Below are 17,749 nucleotides of genomic sequence, written 5' to 3'. Positions count from 1 at the left end.
GCCCACCCCCGGAGCCAAGGATTCCGTTACTTTTCGGCCAACGGGCCGACATCGTCCCGAAACGATTGGGCGTCCGTGAGAAGTGACCCCTCGAAGAACTCCCGTACGTGGGCGAGCACGTGCTCCCGGCCGGTACCGCGCAGCCCGATGGCGACGTGGATGGAGAACCCGTCGAGCAGCGCACGCGTCCTCGCGGCGAAGCGGTCGGCGTCGACGGCCCGGAACTCCCGCCGGGAGATCCCCTCGGCCAGCAGGGCGACGAGGTCGCGGTGCCACGCCCCCTCGATCGCGGCCTGCCGGTCGCGGGCGTCCTCCGCGGCCGTCTGCGAGGAACGGTTCCAGACCTCGAGCCAGAGCGTCCAGTGCGGATCGCGGGGCCCGTCGGGAACGTAGAGCTCGACATAGGCGTCGAGCCGTTCGCGAACGCTCCCCGCGCGGGTGAGCAGCCGGCCGCGGGCGGCACCGAGCCGGCCCTCGCTCCACTCCAGGGTGCGCAGCAGGAGTTCGTCCTTGGAGCCGAAGTAGTAGAGGAGATGGCCGCTGCTCATGCCGACCTCGCGGCCGAGGGCCGCCATGGTGAGCTTCTCCAGACCGCGCTCGGCGATCATGTCCATGGCGGCGGCGAGGACGTCCTCACGCGGCGGGGCGTGTCTGCGCCCACCGGCCATCTCGTCTCCTAGGTACGGGGTTGCTGCTGGGTGATGCAGTGGATGCCACCGCCTCCCGAGAAGATCGTACGGGCGTCCACGAGGGTCACCGTCCGCTCCGGGAACAGCTTCCGGAAGATGCCGGCGGCGATCTCGTCGTGCGGGTCGTCGAAGGCGCACAGCACGACGCCGTCGTTGCACAGGTAGTGGTTGATGTAGGAGTAGTCGGCCCAGCCGCCCTCCTCGTTCCGCAGCGCGGTGGGGGCGGGGACCTCGACGACCTCCAGGGGGCGGCCCTCGGCGTCGGTCTCGCCGCGCAGGATCTCCAGGTAGGTCCGGGAGCGGGCGTGGTCCGGGTGGGCCGGGTCCCGCTGGCTGTGCACGACCACGGTGCCGGGCCGTGCGAAGGCCGCGACGATGTCGACGTGGCCCTGGGTGCCGTATCTGCCGTAGTCGCCGCTCAGGCCGTGCGGGAGCCAGATCGCCTTGGTGGTGCCGAGCCTGGCGTGGACCTCCGCCTCCACCCGCTCGCGGCTCCAGCCGGGGTTGCGGCCGGCGCCGAGCTGGACGGTCTCGGTCAGCAGGACCGTGCCCTCGCCGTCGACGTGGATCGCGCCGCCCTCGTTGACGAGCGTGCTGCTCAGCACCGGCACCCCGACGAGGTCCGCGACATGCCGGGCGATCTTGGAGTCGTGCTCCCAGCGGGCCCAGTCCTGGCCGCCCCAGCCGTTGAACACCCAGTCCACGGCGGCCAGTCGGCCCTCCTCGTCGGTCACGAACGTCGGGCCGGTGTCACGCATCCACGCGTCGTCGAGCTCGCGCTCCACGAGGTCGACGTCCGGACCGAGCAGTACGCGCGCCGACTCGCCCTGGCCGGGGCCGTGCACCATCGTCACGGGCTCGAAGCGGCGCACGGCGCGGGCCACGGCCGCCCAGGCGGTACGGGCCTCGGCGAGTTCCCCGTCGGTGGCGAAGGTCGGGTTGGGGCCCGGCCAGGCCATCCAGGTGCGCTCGTGCGGGGCCCACTCGGGGGGCATGCGGAAGGTCATGCTCAGTCCTAGAGGAAGTAGAGGCGGTTGAGGGAGACCGCGTCGGCGGGCTCGGAGCGCAGCGGCTCGCCGTCGAGGGTGACCAGTCCGGTGCGCTGGTCGACGTCGACGGCGCCGGTACGGGAGTTGAGGCGCAGGTCCGCCGGTCCGATGCCGCGGGTGCCGCGGACGGCGACCCTGCGGCGGCGCGTCGGCATCGTGTCGTTGCCCTGTTCCAGGGCGGCCCGCGCGACGAAGGCGACCGAGAGGTCGGCCGGGGTCGCCCCGTGCGCGCCGAACTGCGGTCCCAGGACGAGGGGTTCGCAGGTGTCGGTGGCGGCATTGGGGTCGCCCACCACGCCGTAGGCCGGGAAGCCGGCCTTGAGGACGAGCTGGGGCTTGGCGCCGAAGTACTCCGGCCGCCACAGCACGATGTCGGCCAGCCTGCCCACCTCGATGGAGCCGACCTCGTGCGAAAGGCCGTGCGCGATCGCGGGGTTGACGGTCAGCTTGGCGATGTAGCGCAGGACCCGCTCGTTGTCGTCGTCCCCGGTGGCGCCCAGCTCGGCCTTCATCTTGCCGGCCATCGCGAAGGTGCGGCGCACGGTCTCCCCGGCGCGGCCCATGCCCTGTGCGTCCGACGAGGTGATGCCGATGGCGCCCAGGTCGTGCAGGACGTCCTCGGCGCCCATCGTCCCCGCGCGGATGCGGTCGCGGGCCATGGCGGCGTCACCGGGCAGGTCGGTCTTGAGGTCGTGGACGGAGACGATCATGCCGTAGTGCTCGGCGACCGCGTCCCGGCCGAAGGGCAGGGTGGGGTTGGTGGAGGAGCCGATGACGTTCGGGACCCCGGCCATCTTCAGGACGTTGGGGACGTGTCCGCCGCCGCAGCCCTCGATGTGGAAGGCGTGGATGGTGCGGCCCTCCAGCACCCGCAGCGTGTCCTCGACGGAGAGGCACTCGTTCAGCCCGTCGCTGTGCAGGGCGACCTGGACGTCGTGCTCCTCGGCGACCCGCAGCGCGGTGTCCAGGGCGCGGGTGTGGGCGCCCATGTCCTCGTGGACCTTGAACCCGGACGCGCCGCCCTCGGCCAGCGCCTCGACGAGGGGCGCGGGGTCCGAGGAGGAACCCCGGCCCAGGAAGCCGATGTTGACGGGCCAGGCGTCGAAGGCGTTGAACGCGTGCCGCAGCGCCCAGGGCGAGTTGACGCCGACGCCCCACACCGGCCCGAACTCCTGGCCGATGATCGTGGTGACGCCGGAGGCGAGGGACGCCTCCATGATGCGCGGCGACAGCAGATGGACATGGGTGTCGACGGCGCCCGCGGTGGCGATGAGCCCCTCGCCGGACACGATGGAGGTGCCGGTGCCGACCACGACGTCCACTCCGTCGAGGGTGTCGGGGTTGCCGGCGCGGCCGATGGCGTGGATGCGGCCCTCGCGGATGCCGATGGACACCTTGCGGATGCCCTGCACGGCGTCGATCACGACGACGTTGCTGATCACGACGTCGCAGGTCGCGCGGACGGCGGCGGCCTTGAGGTGCAGTCCGTCGCGGGCGGTCTTGCCGAACCCGGCGAGGAACTCGTCGCCGGGCCGCTGGGCGTCGGACTCGACGCGGATCACCAGGCCCGAGTCGCCGAGTCGGACCCGGTCGCCGGCGCGGGGGCCGTGGGTGGCGGCGTACTCGTAGGGGTTCATCGCTCTCCTCCGGGGCCGTTCGCGCCCAGGTAGCCGCAGGCGGCGGCCCGGCGCAGGGCCTCCTCGCGGGCGCCCGGCGCGTCCAGCGGCCCGTCGACGAGCCCGGCGAAGCCGATCGCGACGCGGTCGCCGCCGATGGGCAGCAGTCCGACCTCGCTGCTCTCCCCCGGCCCGAACCGCACGGAGGACCCGGCGGGCACGGCGAGCCGCATCCCGTAGGCGGCGGCGCGCGGGAAGTCGAGGCGCGGGTTGGCCTCGAAGAAGTGGAAGTGGGAGGTGACGGAGACCGGCACGCTCGCGGTGTTGGTGACCGTGACCCGTACGGTCGCGGCCGGCTCGCTGTGCTCCGGGCCCGGCAGCAGCGCGCCCGGGGCCGCGTCGCCGAGGCTGCCGCCGATCGGGTCGGTGACGATCGCGAGCCGGGAGCCGTCGTCGAAGACGGCCTCGACGTGCACCTCGGTGACGACGTCGGCGACGCCCGGCAGGACGTCGTCCGGACCGAGCGCGGCGCGGGCGCGGTCGATCGCCTCGGCGAGGCGGGCACCGTCGCGGGCGGCCTCGCAGACCGTGTCGGCGATCAGCGCGGTGGCCTCCGGGACATTGAGCCTGAGGCCGCGCGCCTTGCGGGAGCGGGCCAGTTCGGCGGCGGAGAACAGCAGCAGCCGGTCACGTTCCGTGGGCGTCAGTCGCACGTTCCGGCACCTCCTTGCCTTCCAGGTGTTAGAGCATCACTCTAAACGTCGATTTCATGGATCGGAAACATTGACAGCAGGAAACTACTGACACACATTGAACGTCGCTCTAACACTCAGGCGGCCGTCGAAGGAGACCAGCCATGCCGATCGAACAGCGCGGGGTCGACACCATCCCGGAAGCGGAACGCACCAGCGGGCCCCGAGACCTCGTCTCGATCCTGCTGGGGTCCAACCTCTGTCTCGGTGTGATCATCTTCGGCTGGCTGCCGCCCTCCTTCGGGCTCGGCTGGTGGGCCTCGGTCAGCTCGATGGTCGTCGGCACCCTCGTCGGCACGGTCCTCACCGCGCCGCTCGCGCTGGTCTCGCTGCGCACCGCGACCAACCTGTCCACGTCCTCCGGCGCCCAGTTCGGGGTGCGCGGCCGGCTGGTCGGCTCGGTCGTCGGCCTGCTGCTGGCCCTCGGCTACACGGCGCTGACCGTGTGGATCGGCGGCGACGTGATGGTGGGCGTCCTCGGCCGGCTGTTCGGCCTGCCCGCGGACGGATTCGCGTACGCCGTGGTCTACGCGGTGCTGGCCGCGGCCACCGTCGCGGGCGCCGTCTACGGCTACAAGGTGCTGCTCGCCATGTCCCGCGTCCTCGCGGTCGGCATGACGGTCCTGCTGGTGCTCGGCGTGATCGCGTACGCCCCGCACTTCGGCACCGCCCCGCTGTCCGACGCGGGCGGCTATCTGCTCGGCGGCTTCTGGCCCACCTGGCTGCTGGCGGCCGTGGCCGCGGGACTGTCCGGACCCATCGCCTTCATCACCCTGCTCGGCGACTACACCCGCTACATCTCCCCCGCCCGCCACTCCTCCCGCCGCGTCCTGCACGCCACCTGGCTCGGCCTGGTCCTCGGCCTGCTCGTCCCCCAGCTGTTCGGCACCTTCACCGCGTACGCCGCCCACTCGGCGCTCGACTACGCGGGCCCGCTGGTCTCCGTCGCCCCCGGCTGGTACCTGCTCCCGCTGCTGCTCGCCGCCTCCGCGGGCTCGGTCGGCAACGCCGGTCTGATGCTCTACTCCATGGGCCTCGACCTGGACGCGATCCTGCCGCGCGCCTCCCGGGCACGGGCCACCTGCACGGTCGCCGTGGTCGCCACCGTCTGTGTGTTCGTCGGCCACTACGCCTGGAACGCCCAGTCCGCGATGACGTCCTTCGTGCTCCTGCTCACCGCCATCGGCACCCCCTGGGCCGTCATCACCCTCATCGGCTTCGCCCGCAGCCGCGGCCGGTACGACGCCGGCGCCCTCCAGGTCTTCAACCGCCGCTCCCGGGGCGGGATCTACTGGTACCGGGCGGGCTGGAACATTCCGGCGACGGTCTCCTGGGCCGTCGGCGCGGGCGTCGGCCTGCTCGCGGTCTCACTGCCCTCGTACGAGGGCCCGCTGCTGTCCCTGACCGGCGGCGTGGACTGCAGCTTCCTGCTGTCCGGCGCGGTCGGCGGCCTCACCTACCTGCTGCTGTCGCCGACGGCGACAGCAGCCAGGGCCACCGCGGACGAAGCCCCAGCGGCAACCCTGACCAAAACGGACGCCTAGCCCAGCACCCTGAAGCCGCCGGGCTCACCCGCGCCCCCGAAGGGGCGCGGGGCCGTATCGACATGCGGCTCCGCCGCGCGGGCGCGACCGGCCACAACACAGCCGCAGCCGTCGACGAACGCCGCAACCACGTCCCCGCACCCCCGGCCAAGCCCTCAGCCGAGAAGGTGCATCCAGCCGTGCTTGTCCTCCGTGACACCGCGCTGGATGTCGAGAAGGGCCGCGCGCAGCCGCCGCGTGACCTCGCCGGGCTCACCGCCGGACTGCTTCCACTCGGCGCCGGAGCTGCGCTTGACGGTGCCGACCGGGGTGATCACGGCGGCGGTGCCGCAGGCGAAGACCTCGGTGAGGGTGCCGTCCTCCGAGTCGCGCTGCCACTGGTCGAGCGAGACACGGCCCTCCTCGGCGCGGTAGCCGAGGTCACGGGCGACGGTGAGCAGGGAGTCGCGGGTGACGCCCTCCAGGATCGAACCGGTGAGCGTGGGCGTGACGATCCGGTCGCCGTACACGAAGTACAGGTTCATGCCGCCGAGTTCCTCGACCCACTGGTGCTCGACCGCGTCGAGATAGCAGACCTGGTCGCAGCCCTGCGCGGCGGCCTCGGCCTGGGCGAGCAGGGAGGCCGCGTAGTTGCCGCCGGTCTTGGCGTCGCCCATGCCGCCGGGCACGGCGCGGACCCGGTCCTCGGAGGCCCAGATGGAGACGGGCTGCACACCACCGGGGAAGTAGGCGCCCGCCGGGGAGGCGATGACGAGGAAGAGGTACTCGTTGGCGGGCCTGACGCCCAGTCCGACCTCGGTGGCGATCATGAACGGGCGCAGGTAGAGGGACTCCTCGCCGCCGTGCGCGGGCACCCAGTCCTTGTCCTGGCGGACGAGGAGGTCGCACGCCTCGACGAAGGTCTCGACCGGTAGCTCGGGCATGGCGAGCCGGCGGGCGGAACGCTGGAAGCGCAGGGCGTTCTGGTCCGGGCGGAAGGTGGCCACGGAGCCGTCGGGCCGGCGGTACGCCTTGAGACCCTCGAAGATCTCCTGGGCGTAGTGGAGGACGCTGGTCGCCGGATCGAGCGGGATCGGCGCGTACGGAACGAGCTGGCCGTCGTGCCAGCCCCGGCCCTCGGTCCACTTGATCGTCACCATGTGGTCGGTGAAGTGGCGGCCGAACCCGGGGCTGGCCAGGATCGCCTCGCGCTCCGCGGCGGGCAACGGACGTGCGGAGGGCTTGAGCTCGATCGTGGGCGTCGTCATGAGTGGTTGTCCTTCACCGGTTGTAGTGACGGGCCGCGCACCCGCGCGGACACTCCTTCGCCTGTGCTAGGACGTCCGAGCATTTCCTCGTACCGCGGCTCCGCGTCCGATTATCACGCGGGGACCACGGGGGAAGGAATCGGGGTGAATACGGCCCAGGGGGTCGATGGTGGCACCCGGCGGGGACAGGGGGAAGCCGCCGGGCGCTGTGCTACCCGACGGCTTCGAATGGTCTTCGCGGCGCGGCGGGTCAGCCGGCTACTCGTACGGAGAGCGCGTCGCCGATCGCGGAGGTGCTGCGGGCCGGCAGGTCGCCGCGCTCGCCGAGGTCGGCGGAGACGGCGTCCTCGATGCGGACCGCCTCGGTGTCGTAGCCGAGGTGGCGCAGCAGGAGGGCGACGGACAGGACGGTGGCCGTGGGGTCGGCCTTGCCCTGACCGGCGATGTCCGGGGCCGAGCCGTGGACGGGCTCGAACATGGACGGGAACTCGCCGCCGGGGTTGATGTTGCCGGAGGCGGCGACGCCGATGCCGCCGGAGACGGCCGCGGCGAGGTCGGTGATGATGTCGCCGAACAGGTTGTCGGTGACGATCACGTCGAAGCGCTCGGGCTGGGTCACCAGGAAGATGGTGGCCGCGTCCACGTGGATGTAGTCGGTGGTGACCTCGGGGAACTCCTCGGCCACCTTGTTGAAGACGTTCGTCCACAGGTGTCCGGCGAAGGCCAGCACGTTGTTCTTGTGGACCAGCGTGAGCTTCTTGCGCGGGCGGGCCTGGGCGCGGGCGAAGGCGTCCCGGACGACCCGCTCGACACCGTAGGCCGTGTTCACGGAGACCTCGGTGGCGACCTCGTGCGGGGTGCCCTTGCGGATGGTGCCGCCGTTGCCCGTGTAGGGGCCCTCGGTGCCTTCGCGGACCACGACGAAGTCGATCTCCGGCTGGCCGGCGAGCGGGGTGGCGACGCCGGGGAGCAGCTTGGAGGGGCGCAGGTTGACGTGGTGGTCGAAGGCGAAGCGGAGCTTGAGCAGGAAGCCGCGCTCCAGGACGCCGGAGGGCACGCTCGGGTCGCCGATGGCGCCGAGCAGGATGGCGTCGTGCTGCTTCAGCTCGTCGAGGTCGGCGTCGGTGAGGGTCTCACCGGTGGCGTGGTAGCGCTTGGCGCCGAAGTCGTACTCCTTGGTCTCCAGCTTCACGTCCTGCGGGAGGACGGCGGAGAGCACCTTGAGGCCTTCGGCCACGACTTCCTGGCCGATGCCGTCACCGGGGATCACTGCGAGGTTGATGCTGCGAGACATGCGGGCACCCTACTCCTCGTCCCATGGGATGACATGGCGTGTCCGCCATACGGACACGCGGCACGCGCTCCGACGGGCGCCCAGGCGTCCCGCGGATCGACAGGTTCGAGGTGCGGCGCGGTCGCTGGGACCGCGCCGCACCCCGGCGGGTGCGGCTCCCGGTTCGGTGGTGGTGCGCCGGCTCAGTGGCCGGTCTGGCCGCCGTTGTCCCGGCGGTCGAGGGCGCGCTGGAGGGCGGCGGCGGCGTTCTTGCGGTCGGACTCGCTGCTACGGGAGACGTGGCGGACCCGGCGGCGGACGGTCGTCTCGGCCATGATGATCGACTCCTTCGACACACGGGGAGTACGGCAAGGAAAGGGGAGACGCCGGAAGGGGCGGGGAGCGGTGCCGCAGGGGTTGCCTGCCAGGGGCCCGGCTCACGACCGCCATTCGCTTGATCGAGCGAGACGTTCGGCTCCTACAAAGTTAAGCGAGGAAGCCCTGACTGTCTCCACAATTACTCGGACTTCCTACTATCTGAGACGGCCCCCTTCCCCGCACCCCTCCGACCTGCGTCTTCCCGATCCGCCCTCCCGCTCAGAGCACGTCCCCGTCACGCCAGTCGAAGACCAGCCCGGCCTCCGGGGAGAGCGGTCCCGCGAGCGCGGGACGCACCCGCAGGGTCCCCTCCTCGTCGGTGAGCCGCACGGGCCCGGCCGGGGAGAGCGCCAGGATCCGTCCCGGCCAGACCTCCCAGCCCCGGGCCGCGTAGAGCGGTGCGCCGTCCTCGCTCGCCGAGAGGGCTCCGAGGTCGTGGGCCCGGTCGATCACGGCCTCCAGCGCCGCCATGATCCGGCCGCCCAGTCCGGCACGGCGTGCGTCGGCGCGCACGGCGACCGCTTCCACGTACCCGACGCGCAACCACCGTCCCGCGTGCCGCGCCCACCGCGGGACCACCGACCCGTGCGCGACGAGCCCCGTGCCGTCGTGGACGAGGGCGTGGAGGCCGCCCAGACAGTGGTGCCAGTCCGATTCGGTGAAGTCCCCCTCGAAGGCGGCGTCCAGGAGGGCCCGCACGGAGCGCAGTTCGGACGGGGTCAGGCCGGGGGTGGGACTGGTGCGCAGGTCCATGGCAGGAGTGTCGCGGGCATGGGAACGGGCCGGGAAGCCCCGGAGGGGGTGGGCTTCCCGGCCCGTGGAACGGGGGGTCAGCCCATGTGCGGGTAGGTGTAGTCGGTCGGGGGCACCAGGGCCTCCTTGATGGACCGGGTCAGGGTCCAGCGCAGCAGGTTCTGCGGGGCGCCGGCCTTGTCGTTGGTGCCGGAGGCACGGCCGCCGCCGAAGGGCTGCTGGCCGACCACGGCGCCGGTCGACTTGTCGTTGATGTAGAAGTTGCCGGCCGCGTACCGCAGCCGCTCCATCGTGTGGGCCGCCGCGGCGCGGTCGCCCGCGATGACCGAGCCGGTCAGGGCGTAGTCCGACACCGACTCCATCTGGGTCAGCATCTCCTCGTACGCGTCGTCCTCGTAGACGTGCACGGCGAGGAACGGGCCGAAGTACTCGGTGCGGAACACCTCGTTCTCCGGGTCGGCGCACTCCACGACGGTCGGGCGCACGAAGTAGCCGACCGAGTCGTCGTAGGAGCCGCCCGCGACGATCGTGCAGGTCGGGTCCTGCTTCGCGCGGTCGATCGCGGCCTTGTTCTTGGCGAAGGCACGCTCGTCGATGACGGCGCCGATGAAGTGCGACAGGTCGGTGACGTCACCCATGCTCAGCCCGTCGACCTCGGCCGCGAACTCCTCCTTGAAACCGGAGTTCCAGATGGAGGCCGGGACGTAGGCGCGGGAGGTGGCGCTGCACTTCTGGCCCTGGTACTCGAAGGCACCGCGCGTCAGGGCCGTCTTGAGGACGGCGCGGTCGGCGCTCGGGTGGGCGACGACGAAGTCCTTGCCGCCGGTCTCGCCGACGAGGCGCGGGTACGAGCGGTACTTCTCGATGTTGTTGCCGATCGTCTTCCACAGGTACTGGAAGGTCCTGGTCGAACCGGTGAAGTGGACACCGGCGAGGTCCCGGTGCTCCAGGGCGACCTTCGAGACCTCGATGCCGTCACCGGTGACGAGGTTGATGACGCCCTTGGGCAGCCCGGCCTCCTCCAGGAGGCGCATGATCAGCACGGCGGCGTGGGTCTGCGTCGGGGACGGCTTCCACACCACGACGTTGCCCATCAGGGCGGGCGCGGTGGGCAGGTTGCCCGCGATGGCGCCGAAGTTGAACGGCGTGATCGCGTAGACGAAGCCCTCCAGCGGGCGGTGGTCGAGACGGTTCCACACGCCCGGGGAGTTGGCCGGCGGCTGCTCGGCCAGGATCTGGCGGGCGTAGTGGACGTTGAAGCGCCAGAAGTCGACCAGTTCGCAGGGGGTGTCGATCTCGGCCTGCTGGGCGGTCTTCGACTGGCCGAGCATGGTGGAGGCGGCGATGGTCTCGCGCCACGGGCCCGCCAGCAGCTCGGCCGCGCGCAGGATGATCGCGGCGCGGTCGTCGAAGGACATCGCGCGCCAGGCGGGGGCGGCGGCGAGGGCCGCGTCGATGGCGTCCCGCGCGTCCTGCTGCGTGGCGTTGCGCAGGGTGCCGATGACGGACTTGTGGTGGTGCGGCTGGACGACCTGGAAGGGCTCGCCGCCGCCCATCCGCCGCTCCCCGCCGATGGTCATGGGCAGGTCGACCGGGTTCTCGGCCAGCTCCTTGAGCCTGGCCTCCAGCCGGGCGCGCTCGGGCGAGCCGGGGGCGTAGCCGTGCACCGGCTCGTTGACGGGGGTGGGGACCTGGGTCACAGCGTCCATGAGATCCGTAACTCCTTGTACGTGAGCGGGTGTTCGGGCTCAGCCCTTGCTGACCATGCTTCGCATGAAGAACCGCAGGTTGGCCGGCTTCTCCGCGAGGCGCCGCATGAAGTAGCCGTACCAGTCGGTGCCGTAGGCGGTGTAGACGCGCATGCGGTGGCCCTCGGCGGCGAGCCGCAGGTGTTCGTCGCCGCGGATGCCGTACAGCATCTGGAACTCGTACTCGTCCAGCTTGCGCCCGGCCTTGCGGGCCAGTTCCTGGGCGATGGAGACGAGGCGCGGGTCGTGGGAGCCGACCATCGGGTACCCCTCGCCCTCCATCAGGGTCCGCAGGACACGGACGTACGCCTTGTCGATCTCGTGCTTCTGCTGGTACGCGACCTCGGCGGGCTCCTTGTACGCGCCCTTCACCAGCCGCACCCGGCTGCCGCTCGCGGCGAGGCGGCGCGCGTCGGCCTCGGTCCGGAACAGGTACGCCTGGATGACACAGCCGGTCTGCGGGAAGTCCTTCCGCAGCTCCTCGTGGATGGCGAACATCGAGTCGAGCGTGGTGTGGTCCTCGGCGTCGAGCGTGACCGTCGTACCGATGGCGGCGGCGGCCTCGACGACCGGGCGGACATTGGCGAGGGCCAGCTCGTGGCCGCCCGGCAGGGACTGGCCGAACAGCGACAGCTTCACGGACATCTCGACCCGCGGCCCGAGCTCCAGCTCGGCGAGCCGGCCGACCAGCTCCAGGTAGGCGTCACGGGCGGCGGCGGCCTGCGCCGGGGTGGTGATGTCCTCGCCGACCACGTCCATGGTCAGCTCCAGGCCCCTGGCGGTCAGGTCCTTGACGATGGGCACGATGTCCTCGACGGTCTCGCCGGGGATGAAGCGGTCGACGACCTGCTTGGTCACCGGGGCCGCCGAGATCAGGCGTCGCATCCGGTCGCTGCGCGACGCGGCGAGAATCACGGGACCCAGCACGGGGCACCTCCACAACAAGGCCGGGAGAAGGCCGCAGCACCGACGGGTGAGGTGTCGGGTACGGCACGGAGAACCACCGTGAAACCTAAGGATCCCTCCGATCGTCGGCCATCGACAGCTGTCACGCATCCCCGTGCAGGATCTCAGACAGATGTATGAAGGCTTCCGGGAAATGCGGGAGAATGCCCGAATGACGGTGGACCACAAGGGCTACAGGGGTGACTACCAGGAGCTGGTGGACGAGATCTCGGAGCTGCTCGGCGCCCCGGCGACGCTGGAGAACCGCGACTTCGAACTGATCGCCTTCGGCGCCTACGACAGCGACGACGAGCTGGACGCGTCCGCGCTGGACCCCGTCCGCACCCGCTCGATCCTGACCCGGCGCTCCACGGCCGCCGTCCGCACCTGGTTCGAGGGCTTCGGCATCACCCGCGCGACGGGCCCGGTCCGCATCCCGCCCACCCCGGAGGCGGGCGTGTACCGGGGACGGATCTGCCTCCCGGTGCGCCATCGGGGCGTCGTCCTCGGGTACGTCTGGCTGCTGGCCGACGATCCGGGGCCGGGCGAGCGGCAACTGGCCGCCGCCATGCGGGTGGCCGCCCGCATCGGTGCGCTCCTCGCCGACGAGGCCCAGGCCGGGGCCGATCTGACCCGGGAGCTGCGGGCGGTGCTGACGGCGGAGCGGGACTGGCAGCGGGACATGGCCGTGGCCGAGCTGCGCACCGCCCTCGGCCCCCGCGCGGAGGGTCCCCACACGGTGGTGTGCGTCGCCGCCTGGCCCTCCGCCGACCCCGAGGACGCCCCCTCGGTGCGCACCCTGCCCGGCGTGGCCGCCCTGTGCACGATCCCGTGGGGGACGACGGCCCAGTCCCTGGCCCTGCTGGTGCGGCTGCGCTCGACGGGCACGGCAGCGGCGGCGGTGTCGGCGGCCGGCCGGCTGCTGGAACGGGCCGCGGCCCTGACCCCGGGCCGGCCGCCGGAGCGGACGGAGGGTCAGGAGGGAGCGGGCCCTGGCCGGCGACCGGAAAAAGCGGAGGGTACGGGCCCGGGACGGCGGCCGGAACGGACGGAGGGCGCCGGCCGGGGACGGACCGCCGGTGGCATCCTGACGACCGCCGCCGGGATCGCCGCCCCACGCGAGGGGCTGGCCTCGCTGGGCCTCGCCTGGCAGGAGGCGACGGGGGCGGCACGGGCCGCGCTGGCCGAGCCGGGCCTCGGGCCCGTCGCCGAGTGGTCGCGGATCGGGCCGTACCGCCTGCTGACCTCGCTGCCCCCGCGGGCCGCGCACGATCCGGCGGTGGCCCCGCTCCTCACCCCGGCCCACCACGAACTGGCCCGCACCGCCGAGGTCTACCTCGACCGCGCCGGCCAGGCGGCCCGCACGGCGACCGAGTTGGGCATCCACCGCCAGACCCTCTACTACCGCCTCTCCCGCGTGGAGCAGCTGACGGGCCTCGACCTGACCGACGGCGAGGACCGCCTGCTCCTCCACATGGCCCTCAAGGGGGCGCGGCTCTAACCTTCGCCGACCCCGCCGGACGGCTGGGCGGACACGGCGGCCGAGACGACCTGGCGCAGGCCCTCGGTGAGGGTGTCGGCGTCCGGGGCCGTCTTCGGGTCGAAGGTCCACTGGGCGATGAGCCCGCTCATCAGCACAAGGTAGAACCGGCCGACGGTGTCCGCGCTCTCGTCGGTGACCTCCTCCTCCGGTACGCCCATGAGCAGGGAGACGAAGCCCCGGCCGCCCTCGCGCTGGGCGCGGGCCAGGTGGTCGCGCACCTCGGGCTGCTGGTCGCCCATCGCCATGATCTCCATGCTGAGCCGCCACAGCGAGCCGGGCTCCCGCATGGTCGCGACGATGTTCGACCAGACCTCCCGGAACCGCTCCAGCGACCCCGGCGCCCCCGCGATCCCGGCGCCGTCCGCGCCCTCGAAGGCATCGGACATGCCCTCGACCAGCGCGACGTACGCCTGCGCGAGGAGCGCGTCCTTCGAGCCGTAGTGGTAGCCGATCGAGGCGAGGTTGGTCCCCGACGCCCTGACGATGTCGCGCGCCGTCGTCCGCGCGAACCCCTTCTCCAGCAGGCAGCGCTTGGCGCCTTCGAGCAGATCCTCACGGTGTCCCATGCCCGCCACCCTACCCCGATTCATACAACCGTCCCAGACAAGCGACTTACACGATCGATTTATACGTGCGTGCTAGACAGGTGTTTAATACGCACGTACCTTTCCCGGCATGACGAACCCGACGAGCACCACCACGACCTCGCCCGCACACGCCGGCCGCCGCGCATGGACGGCGCTCGGCGTGCTGATGCTGCCGCTGCTCCTGGTCTCGATGGACGTCTCCGTCCTCTACTTCGCCGTCCCGGCGATCAGCGCGGACCTGGAGCCCTCCGGCACCCAGCAGCTGTGGATCTTCGACATCTACGGCTTCGTCCTGGCCGGTCTGCTGATGACCATGGGCTCGATCGGCGACCGCATCGGCCGCCGCAGGCTCCTCCTCGTGGGCGCCGCGGCCTTCGGCGGGGCCTCGGTCCTCGCGGCCTACGCGAACAGCGCCGAGACCCTGATCGCGGCCCGTGCGATCCTCGGCGTCGGCGGCGCCACCCTGATGCCCTCGACCATGGCGCTGCTGCGCACGATGTTCACCCACCCCGCCGACCGCGCGAAGGCGATCGGCCTCTGGTCCGGCGTGATGACGGGCGGGATCGCGCTCGGCTCGGTGATGAGCGGCGTCCTGGTCGAGCACTTCTGGTGGGGCTCGGTGTTCCTGGTGAACCTGCCCGCCATGGTCCTGCTGCTGATCGCCGGCCCGCTGCTGCTCCCCGAGTCGAAGAACCCGGCCCCCGGCCGCTTCGACCGCCTGAGCGTCCCCCTGTCCCTGGCGGCCGTACTGCCCGTCGTCTACGGCCTCAAGGAGATCCCCTCCGAGGGCTGGCACGTGCGGTACGTCGTCTCGGTCGCCGTCGGCCTCGTCTTCGCCGCGCTGTTCGTCCGCCGTCAGCGCGCGGCCGAGTCCCCGATGATCCCTCCCGCCCTGTTCCGCGGCGCGGGCTTCACCCCGGCGATCGTGCTGACCCTGGTCTCCGCGTTCGGCATGATGGGCTCGGCGATCTTCACCACGCAGTACCTCCAGTCCGTGCTCGGCAAGAGCCCGCTGGAGGCGGCGCTGTGGAGCCTGCTCCCGTCGGTGCTGATCGGCGGCGCGGCCCCGGCGACGACGGCGATCGTGCAGAAGGGCGCCCGCCGCGGACACGTCGTCGCCACCGGCTTCGCCGTCACCGCGGCCGGCTACGCGCTGCTCGCCCTGGCCGGCACCGACTCCCTCTGGCTGGTCCTGGCCGCCGCCGGCGTGCTGGCCTCCGGGGTCGTCGTGGTGATGTCCCAGCTGACCGACCTCGTGCTGGGCACGGCCCCGGTCGAGCGGGCGGGCACGGCCTCCTCGCTCATGGAAACCGGTACGGAGTTCGGCGGCGCGCTCGGGATGGCGGTCCTCGGCTCGATCGGCACGGCCGCCTACCGCCACGAGATGCCTGCGTCGGCACCGGCCGAGGCCCACGAGACGCTGGGCGGCGCGCTGGCGACGGCGGCCCGGATGCCGGGCGGCGCGGGAGAGGCCCTGGTCACGGCAGCCCGCGAGGCATTCACCACCGGGATGCGCGACGCGGCCCTGGCGGGAGCGGTCCTGCTGGCCGCAGGGGCGGTGACCGCATCGGTGACCCTGCGCCGCGTACGTCCGCGCGACAAAACGCCGGACGAGCTGGCTACCAGCCCGTCCGGCGTTTGAGGACGAGCCCGTTCAGGGCGAACGGGGGTCCGGAGGCGGAACCCCCGGGGACGGCGACCTGGAACGACGGTCACCCGACGAGCAACGGCACCTCAGACCAGGTTCACCGAGCGGGCGGACGTCGCACCGATCTCCGCCGCCAGCTCACCGAGCACACCGACGGCCACCGTGTCGTCCACGGTCAGCACCGCCAGCGCCTCGCCGCCGACCGCCGAACGGGCGACCTGCATGCCGGCGATGTTGATGCCCGCCTCACCGAGGATGCGGCCCACGGTGCCGACGACACCGGGACGGTCCTCGTAGCGCAGGACGACCATGTGGTCGGCGAGCGCGAGGTCCACGTCGTACTCCCCCACGGCGACGATCTTCTGGAGGTGCTTCGGGCCGGCCAGCGTGCCGGAGACCGACACCTCCTCGCCGTCCGCGAGCGTGCCCCGCACGGTGACCACGTTGCGGTGGTCCGTCGACTCGGAGCTCGTCGTCAGCCGCACCTCGACACCGCGCTCCTGGGCGAACAGCGGGGCGTTGACGTACGACACGGTCTCGGCGACGACGTCCTCGAACACGCCCTTGAGCGCGGACAGTTCGAGCACCTTCACGTCGTGCTGGGTGATCTCGCCGTACACCTCGACGTCGAGGCGGACCGCGACCTCGCCCGCGAGCGCGGTGAAGATCCGGCCCAGGCGCTCGGCGAGCGGCAGACCCGGCTTGACGTCCTCGGCGATGACCCCGCCCTGCACGTTCACCGCGTCCGGGACCAGCTCACCGGCGAGGGCGAGCCGCACGGACTTGGCGACGGCGATGCCCGCCTTCTCCTGCGCCTCGTCCGTGGAGGCGCCGAGGTGCGGGGTGGCGACGACCTGGTCGAACTCGAACAGCGGGGAGTCGGTGCACGGCTCCTTCGTGTACACGTCGAGGCCGGCGCCGGCGACGCGGCCCTCCTTGAGCGCCGAGTACAGCGCCTCCTCGTCGACAATGCCACCGCGGGCGGCGTTGACGATGCGCACCGACGGCTTGACCTTGCGCAGCGCCTCCTCGCCGATGAGCCCCACGGTCTCGGGGGTCTTCGGCAGGTGCACGGTGATGAAGTCGGAGACCTCGAGCAGCTCGTCGAGGGACAGCACCTTCACGCCCATCTGGGCGGCGCGCGCGGGCTGCACGTACGGGTCGTAGGCGACGACCTTCATGCCGAAGGCGGACATGCGCTGCGCGACGAGCGCGCCGATGCGGCCGAGGCCGATGACACCGAGGGTCTTCTCGGCCAGTTCCACACCCGTGTACTTGCTGCGCTTCCACTCGCCGTTCTTCAGCGCGGCGTTGGCCTGCGGGATGTTGCGCGCGGAAGCGATGATCAGACCGCAGGCCAGCTCGGCGGCGGTCACGATGTTGGACGTCGGGGCGTTGACGACCATGACGCCGGCCTTGGTGGCGGCGGAGACGTCGACGTTGTCCAGGCCGACGCCGGCTCGCGCGACCACCTTGAGCTTGCCGGCCGCGGCGACGGCCTCGGCGTCGACCTTGGTGGCGGAGCGAATCAGGATCGCGTCCACCTCGGCGATGGCCGGGAGCAGTTCGGCCCGGTCGGCACCGTTGCAGTGCCGGATCTCGAAGTCGGGGCCGAGCGCGTCCACGGTCGCGGGCGACAGCTCTTCAGCGATGAGTACGACGGGTTTCGAGCTCACGTGAGGTCCTCACAGGTTGAAGGCACCTCCCAAGCTTCTGGAGCTATGGGGGAGCATGCGGACGGCCGTCCCGACGGCCGCAGGCGGAGGAGGGGCTAGCCGCGGAAGACGCACGACGCTGTGGGCCTGACGCGTTGTGTGCAGCAGTCTAGTGGCGCTGCGCATCTCGTTCTGCGCCTCTGCGGAAGGATCACCCGGACGAGATTCGCCGACGTGCGAGGGTCCGGGAGCGGTGTCCGGCGGTGGGGGGGCCCCCCGGGGGGGCCCCCCCCCGGCCCCGGGGGGGCGCCGGCCCCGGGCG

Annotated in this window: 15 protein-coding genes; 3 read left to right on the top strand and 12 right to left on the bottom strand. The window is 72.0% G+C overall.

Going from position 1 to position 17,749, the window contains the following annotated elements; all coding sequences use genetic code 11:
* Positions 1 to 26: 26 nt before the first annotated feature.
* The 4 genes from AB0F77_RS40825 to ureA are packed head-to-tail and all read right to left on the bottom strand — an operon-like array spanning position 27 to position 4,067.
* Positions 27 to 668: a TetR/AcrR family transcriptional regulator gene (locus tag AB0F77_RS40825; protein WP_361959103.1), complete on the bottom strand. Its 642-nt coding sequence runs from the start codon at positions 666 to 668 to the stop codon at positions 27 to 29.
* A gap of 8 nt (positions 669 to 676) precedes the next feature.
* Entirely contained in the window at positions 677 to 1,696 is a 1,020-nt protein-coding gene (locus AB0F77_RS40820; protein ID WP_361959100.1) for an agmatine deiminase family protein, read from the bottom strand.
* An 8-nt stretch (positions 1,697 to 1,704) separates the two neighbouring features.
* On the bottom strand, positions 1,705 to 3,375 hold the full coding sequence (locus AB0F77_RS40815) for an urease subunit alpha (protein ID WP_361959097.1): 1,671 nt from the start codon (positions 3,373 to 3,375) through the stop codon (positions 1,705 to 1,707).
* The gene (gene ureA / locus AB0F77_RS40810; RefSeq protein ID WP_361959094.1) at positions 3,372 to 4,067 is read right to left on the bottom strand and encodes an urease subunit gamma; all 696 of its coding nucleotides are present in this window, start codon (positions 4,065 to 4,067) and stop codon (positions 3,372 to 3,374) included. The genes AB0F77_RS40815 and ureA overlap by 4 nt, the downstream gene beginning before the upstream one ends.
* A gap of 143 nt (positions 4,068 to 4,210) precedes the next feature.
* On the opposite strand from ureA, the gene AB0F77_RS40805 reads away from it, so the two are divergent.
* The gene (locus tag AB0F77_RS40805; RefSeq protein WP_361959091.1) at positions 4,211 to 5,650 is read left to right on the top strand and encodes a cytosine permease; all 1,440 of its coding nucleotides are present in this window, start codon (positions 4,211 to 4,213) and stop codon (positions 5,648 to 5,650) included.
* Positions 5,651 to 5,805: 155 nt separating this feature from the next.
* On the opposite strand, the gene AB0F77_RS40800 is transcribed toward AB0F77_RS40805, so the two are convergent.
* The 6 genes from AB0F77_RS40800 to AB0F77_RS40775 all read right to left on the bottom strand — a co-directional run bounded on the left by AB0F77_RS40800 (position 5,806) and on the right by AB0F77_RS40775 (position 11,976).
* Positions 5,806 to 6,897, bottom strand: coding sequence for a branched-chain amino acid aminotransferase (locus AB0F77_RS40800; protein WP_361959088.1), 1,092 nt, complete (start codon positions 6,895 to 6,897; stop codon positions 5,806 to 5,808).
* Between the two features lie 250 nt (positions 6,898 to 7,147).
* Positions 7,148 to 8,191 carry a 3-isopropylmalate dehydrogenase gene (locus AB0F77_RS40795; RefSeq protein WP_361959085.1) on the bottom strand — a complete coding sequence of 348 codons (1,044 nt, stop codon included), beginning with the start codon at positions 8,189 to 8,191 and terminating at the stop codon, positions 7,148 to 7,150.
* A 182-nt stretch (positions 8,192 to 8,373) separates the two neighbouring features.
* On the bottom strand, positions 8,374 to 8,505 hold the full coding sequence (locus tag AB0F77_RS40790) for a hypothetical protein (RefSeq protein WP_361959082.1): 132 nt from the start codon (positions 8,503 to 8,505) through the stop codon (positions 8,374 to 8,376).
* 262 nt (positions 8,506 to 8,767) lie between these two features.
* A complete protein-coding gene (locus tag AB0F77_RS40785) occupies positions 8,768 to 9,301 on the bottom strand; it encodes a GNAT family N-acetyltransferase (RefSeq protein WP_361959079.1) in 534 nt (177 codons plus the stop codon).
* A gap of 77 nt (positions 9,302 to 9,378) precedes the next feature.
* Positions 9,379 to 11,010 carry an L-glutamate gamma-semialdehyde dehydrogenase gene (gene pruA, locus AB0F77_RS40780; protein ID WP_361959076.1) on the bottom strand — a complete coding sequence of 544 codons (1,632 nt, stop codon included), beginning with the start codon at positions 11,008 to 11,010 and terminating at the stop codon, positions 9,379 to 9,381.
* Positions 11,011 to 11,049: 39 nt separating this feature from the next.
* The gene (locus AB0F77_RS40775; protein WP_361959073.1) at positions 11,050 to 11,976 is read right to left on the bottom strand and encodes a proline dehydrogenase family protein; all 927 of its coding nucleotides are present in this window, start codon (positions 11,974 to 11,976) and stop codon (positions 11,050 to 11,052) included.
* 190 nt (positions 11,977 to 12,166) lie between these two features.
* Between AB0F77_RS40775 and AB0F77_RS40770 the strand changes: the two genes are divergently transcribed.
* Positions 12,167 to 13,495: a helix-turn-helix domain-containing protein gene (locus AB0F77_RS40770; protein ID WP_361959070.1), complete on the top strand. Its 1,329-nt coding sequence runs from the start codon at positions 12,167 to 12,169 to the stop codon at positions 13,493 to 13,495.
* Here AB0F77_RS40770 and AB0F77_RS40765 read toward each other — a convergent pair.
* Positions 13,492 to 14,103 carry a TetR/AcrR family transcriptional regulator gene (locus AB0F77_RS40765; RefSeq protein WP_361959067.1) on the bottom strand — a complete coding sequence of 204 codons (612 nt, stop codon included), beginning with the start codon at positions 14,101 to 14,103 and terminating at the stop codon, positions 13,492 to 13,494. The two genes, AB0F77_RS40770 and AB0F77_RS40765, sit on opposite strands and share 4 nt — an antisense overlap.
* Positions 14,104 to 14,212: 109 nt before the next feature.
* Between AB0F77_RS40765 and AB0F77_RS40760 the strand changes: the two genes are divergently transcribed.
* Positions 14,213 to 15,766 carry an MFS transporter gene (locus AB0F77_RS40760; RefSeq protein WP_361959064.1) on the top strand — a complete coding sequence of 518 codons (1,554 nt, stop codon included), beginning with the start codon at positions 14,213 to 14,215 and terminating at the stop codon, positions 15,764 to 15,766.
* 92 nt (positions 15,767 to 15,858) lie between these two features.
* Here AB0F77_RS40760 and serA read toward each other — a convergent pair whose 3' ends face one another.
* On the bottom strand, positions 15,859 to 17,448 hold the full coding sequence (gene serA, locus AB0F77_RS40755) for a phosphoglycerate dehydrogenase (protein WP_361959061.1): 1,590 nt from the start codon (positions 17,446 to 17,448) through the stop codon (positions 15,859 to 15,861).
* Positions 17,449 to 17,749: the final 301 nt, after the last annotated feature.

Origin of the sequence: Streptomyces sp. NPDC026672 (genome assembly GCF_040638185.1) — a bacterium.
GTDB lineage: Bacteria > Actinomycetota > Actinomycetes > Streptomycetales > Streptomycetaceae > Streptomyces.
Note: the sequence above shows the minus strand (reverse complement) of the source record. Positions and strands in the feature narration are given on the sequence as shown.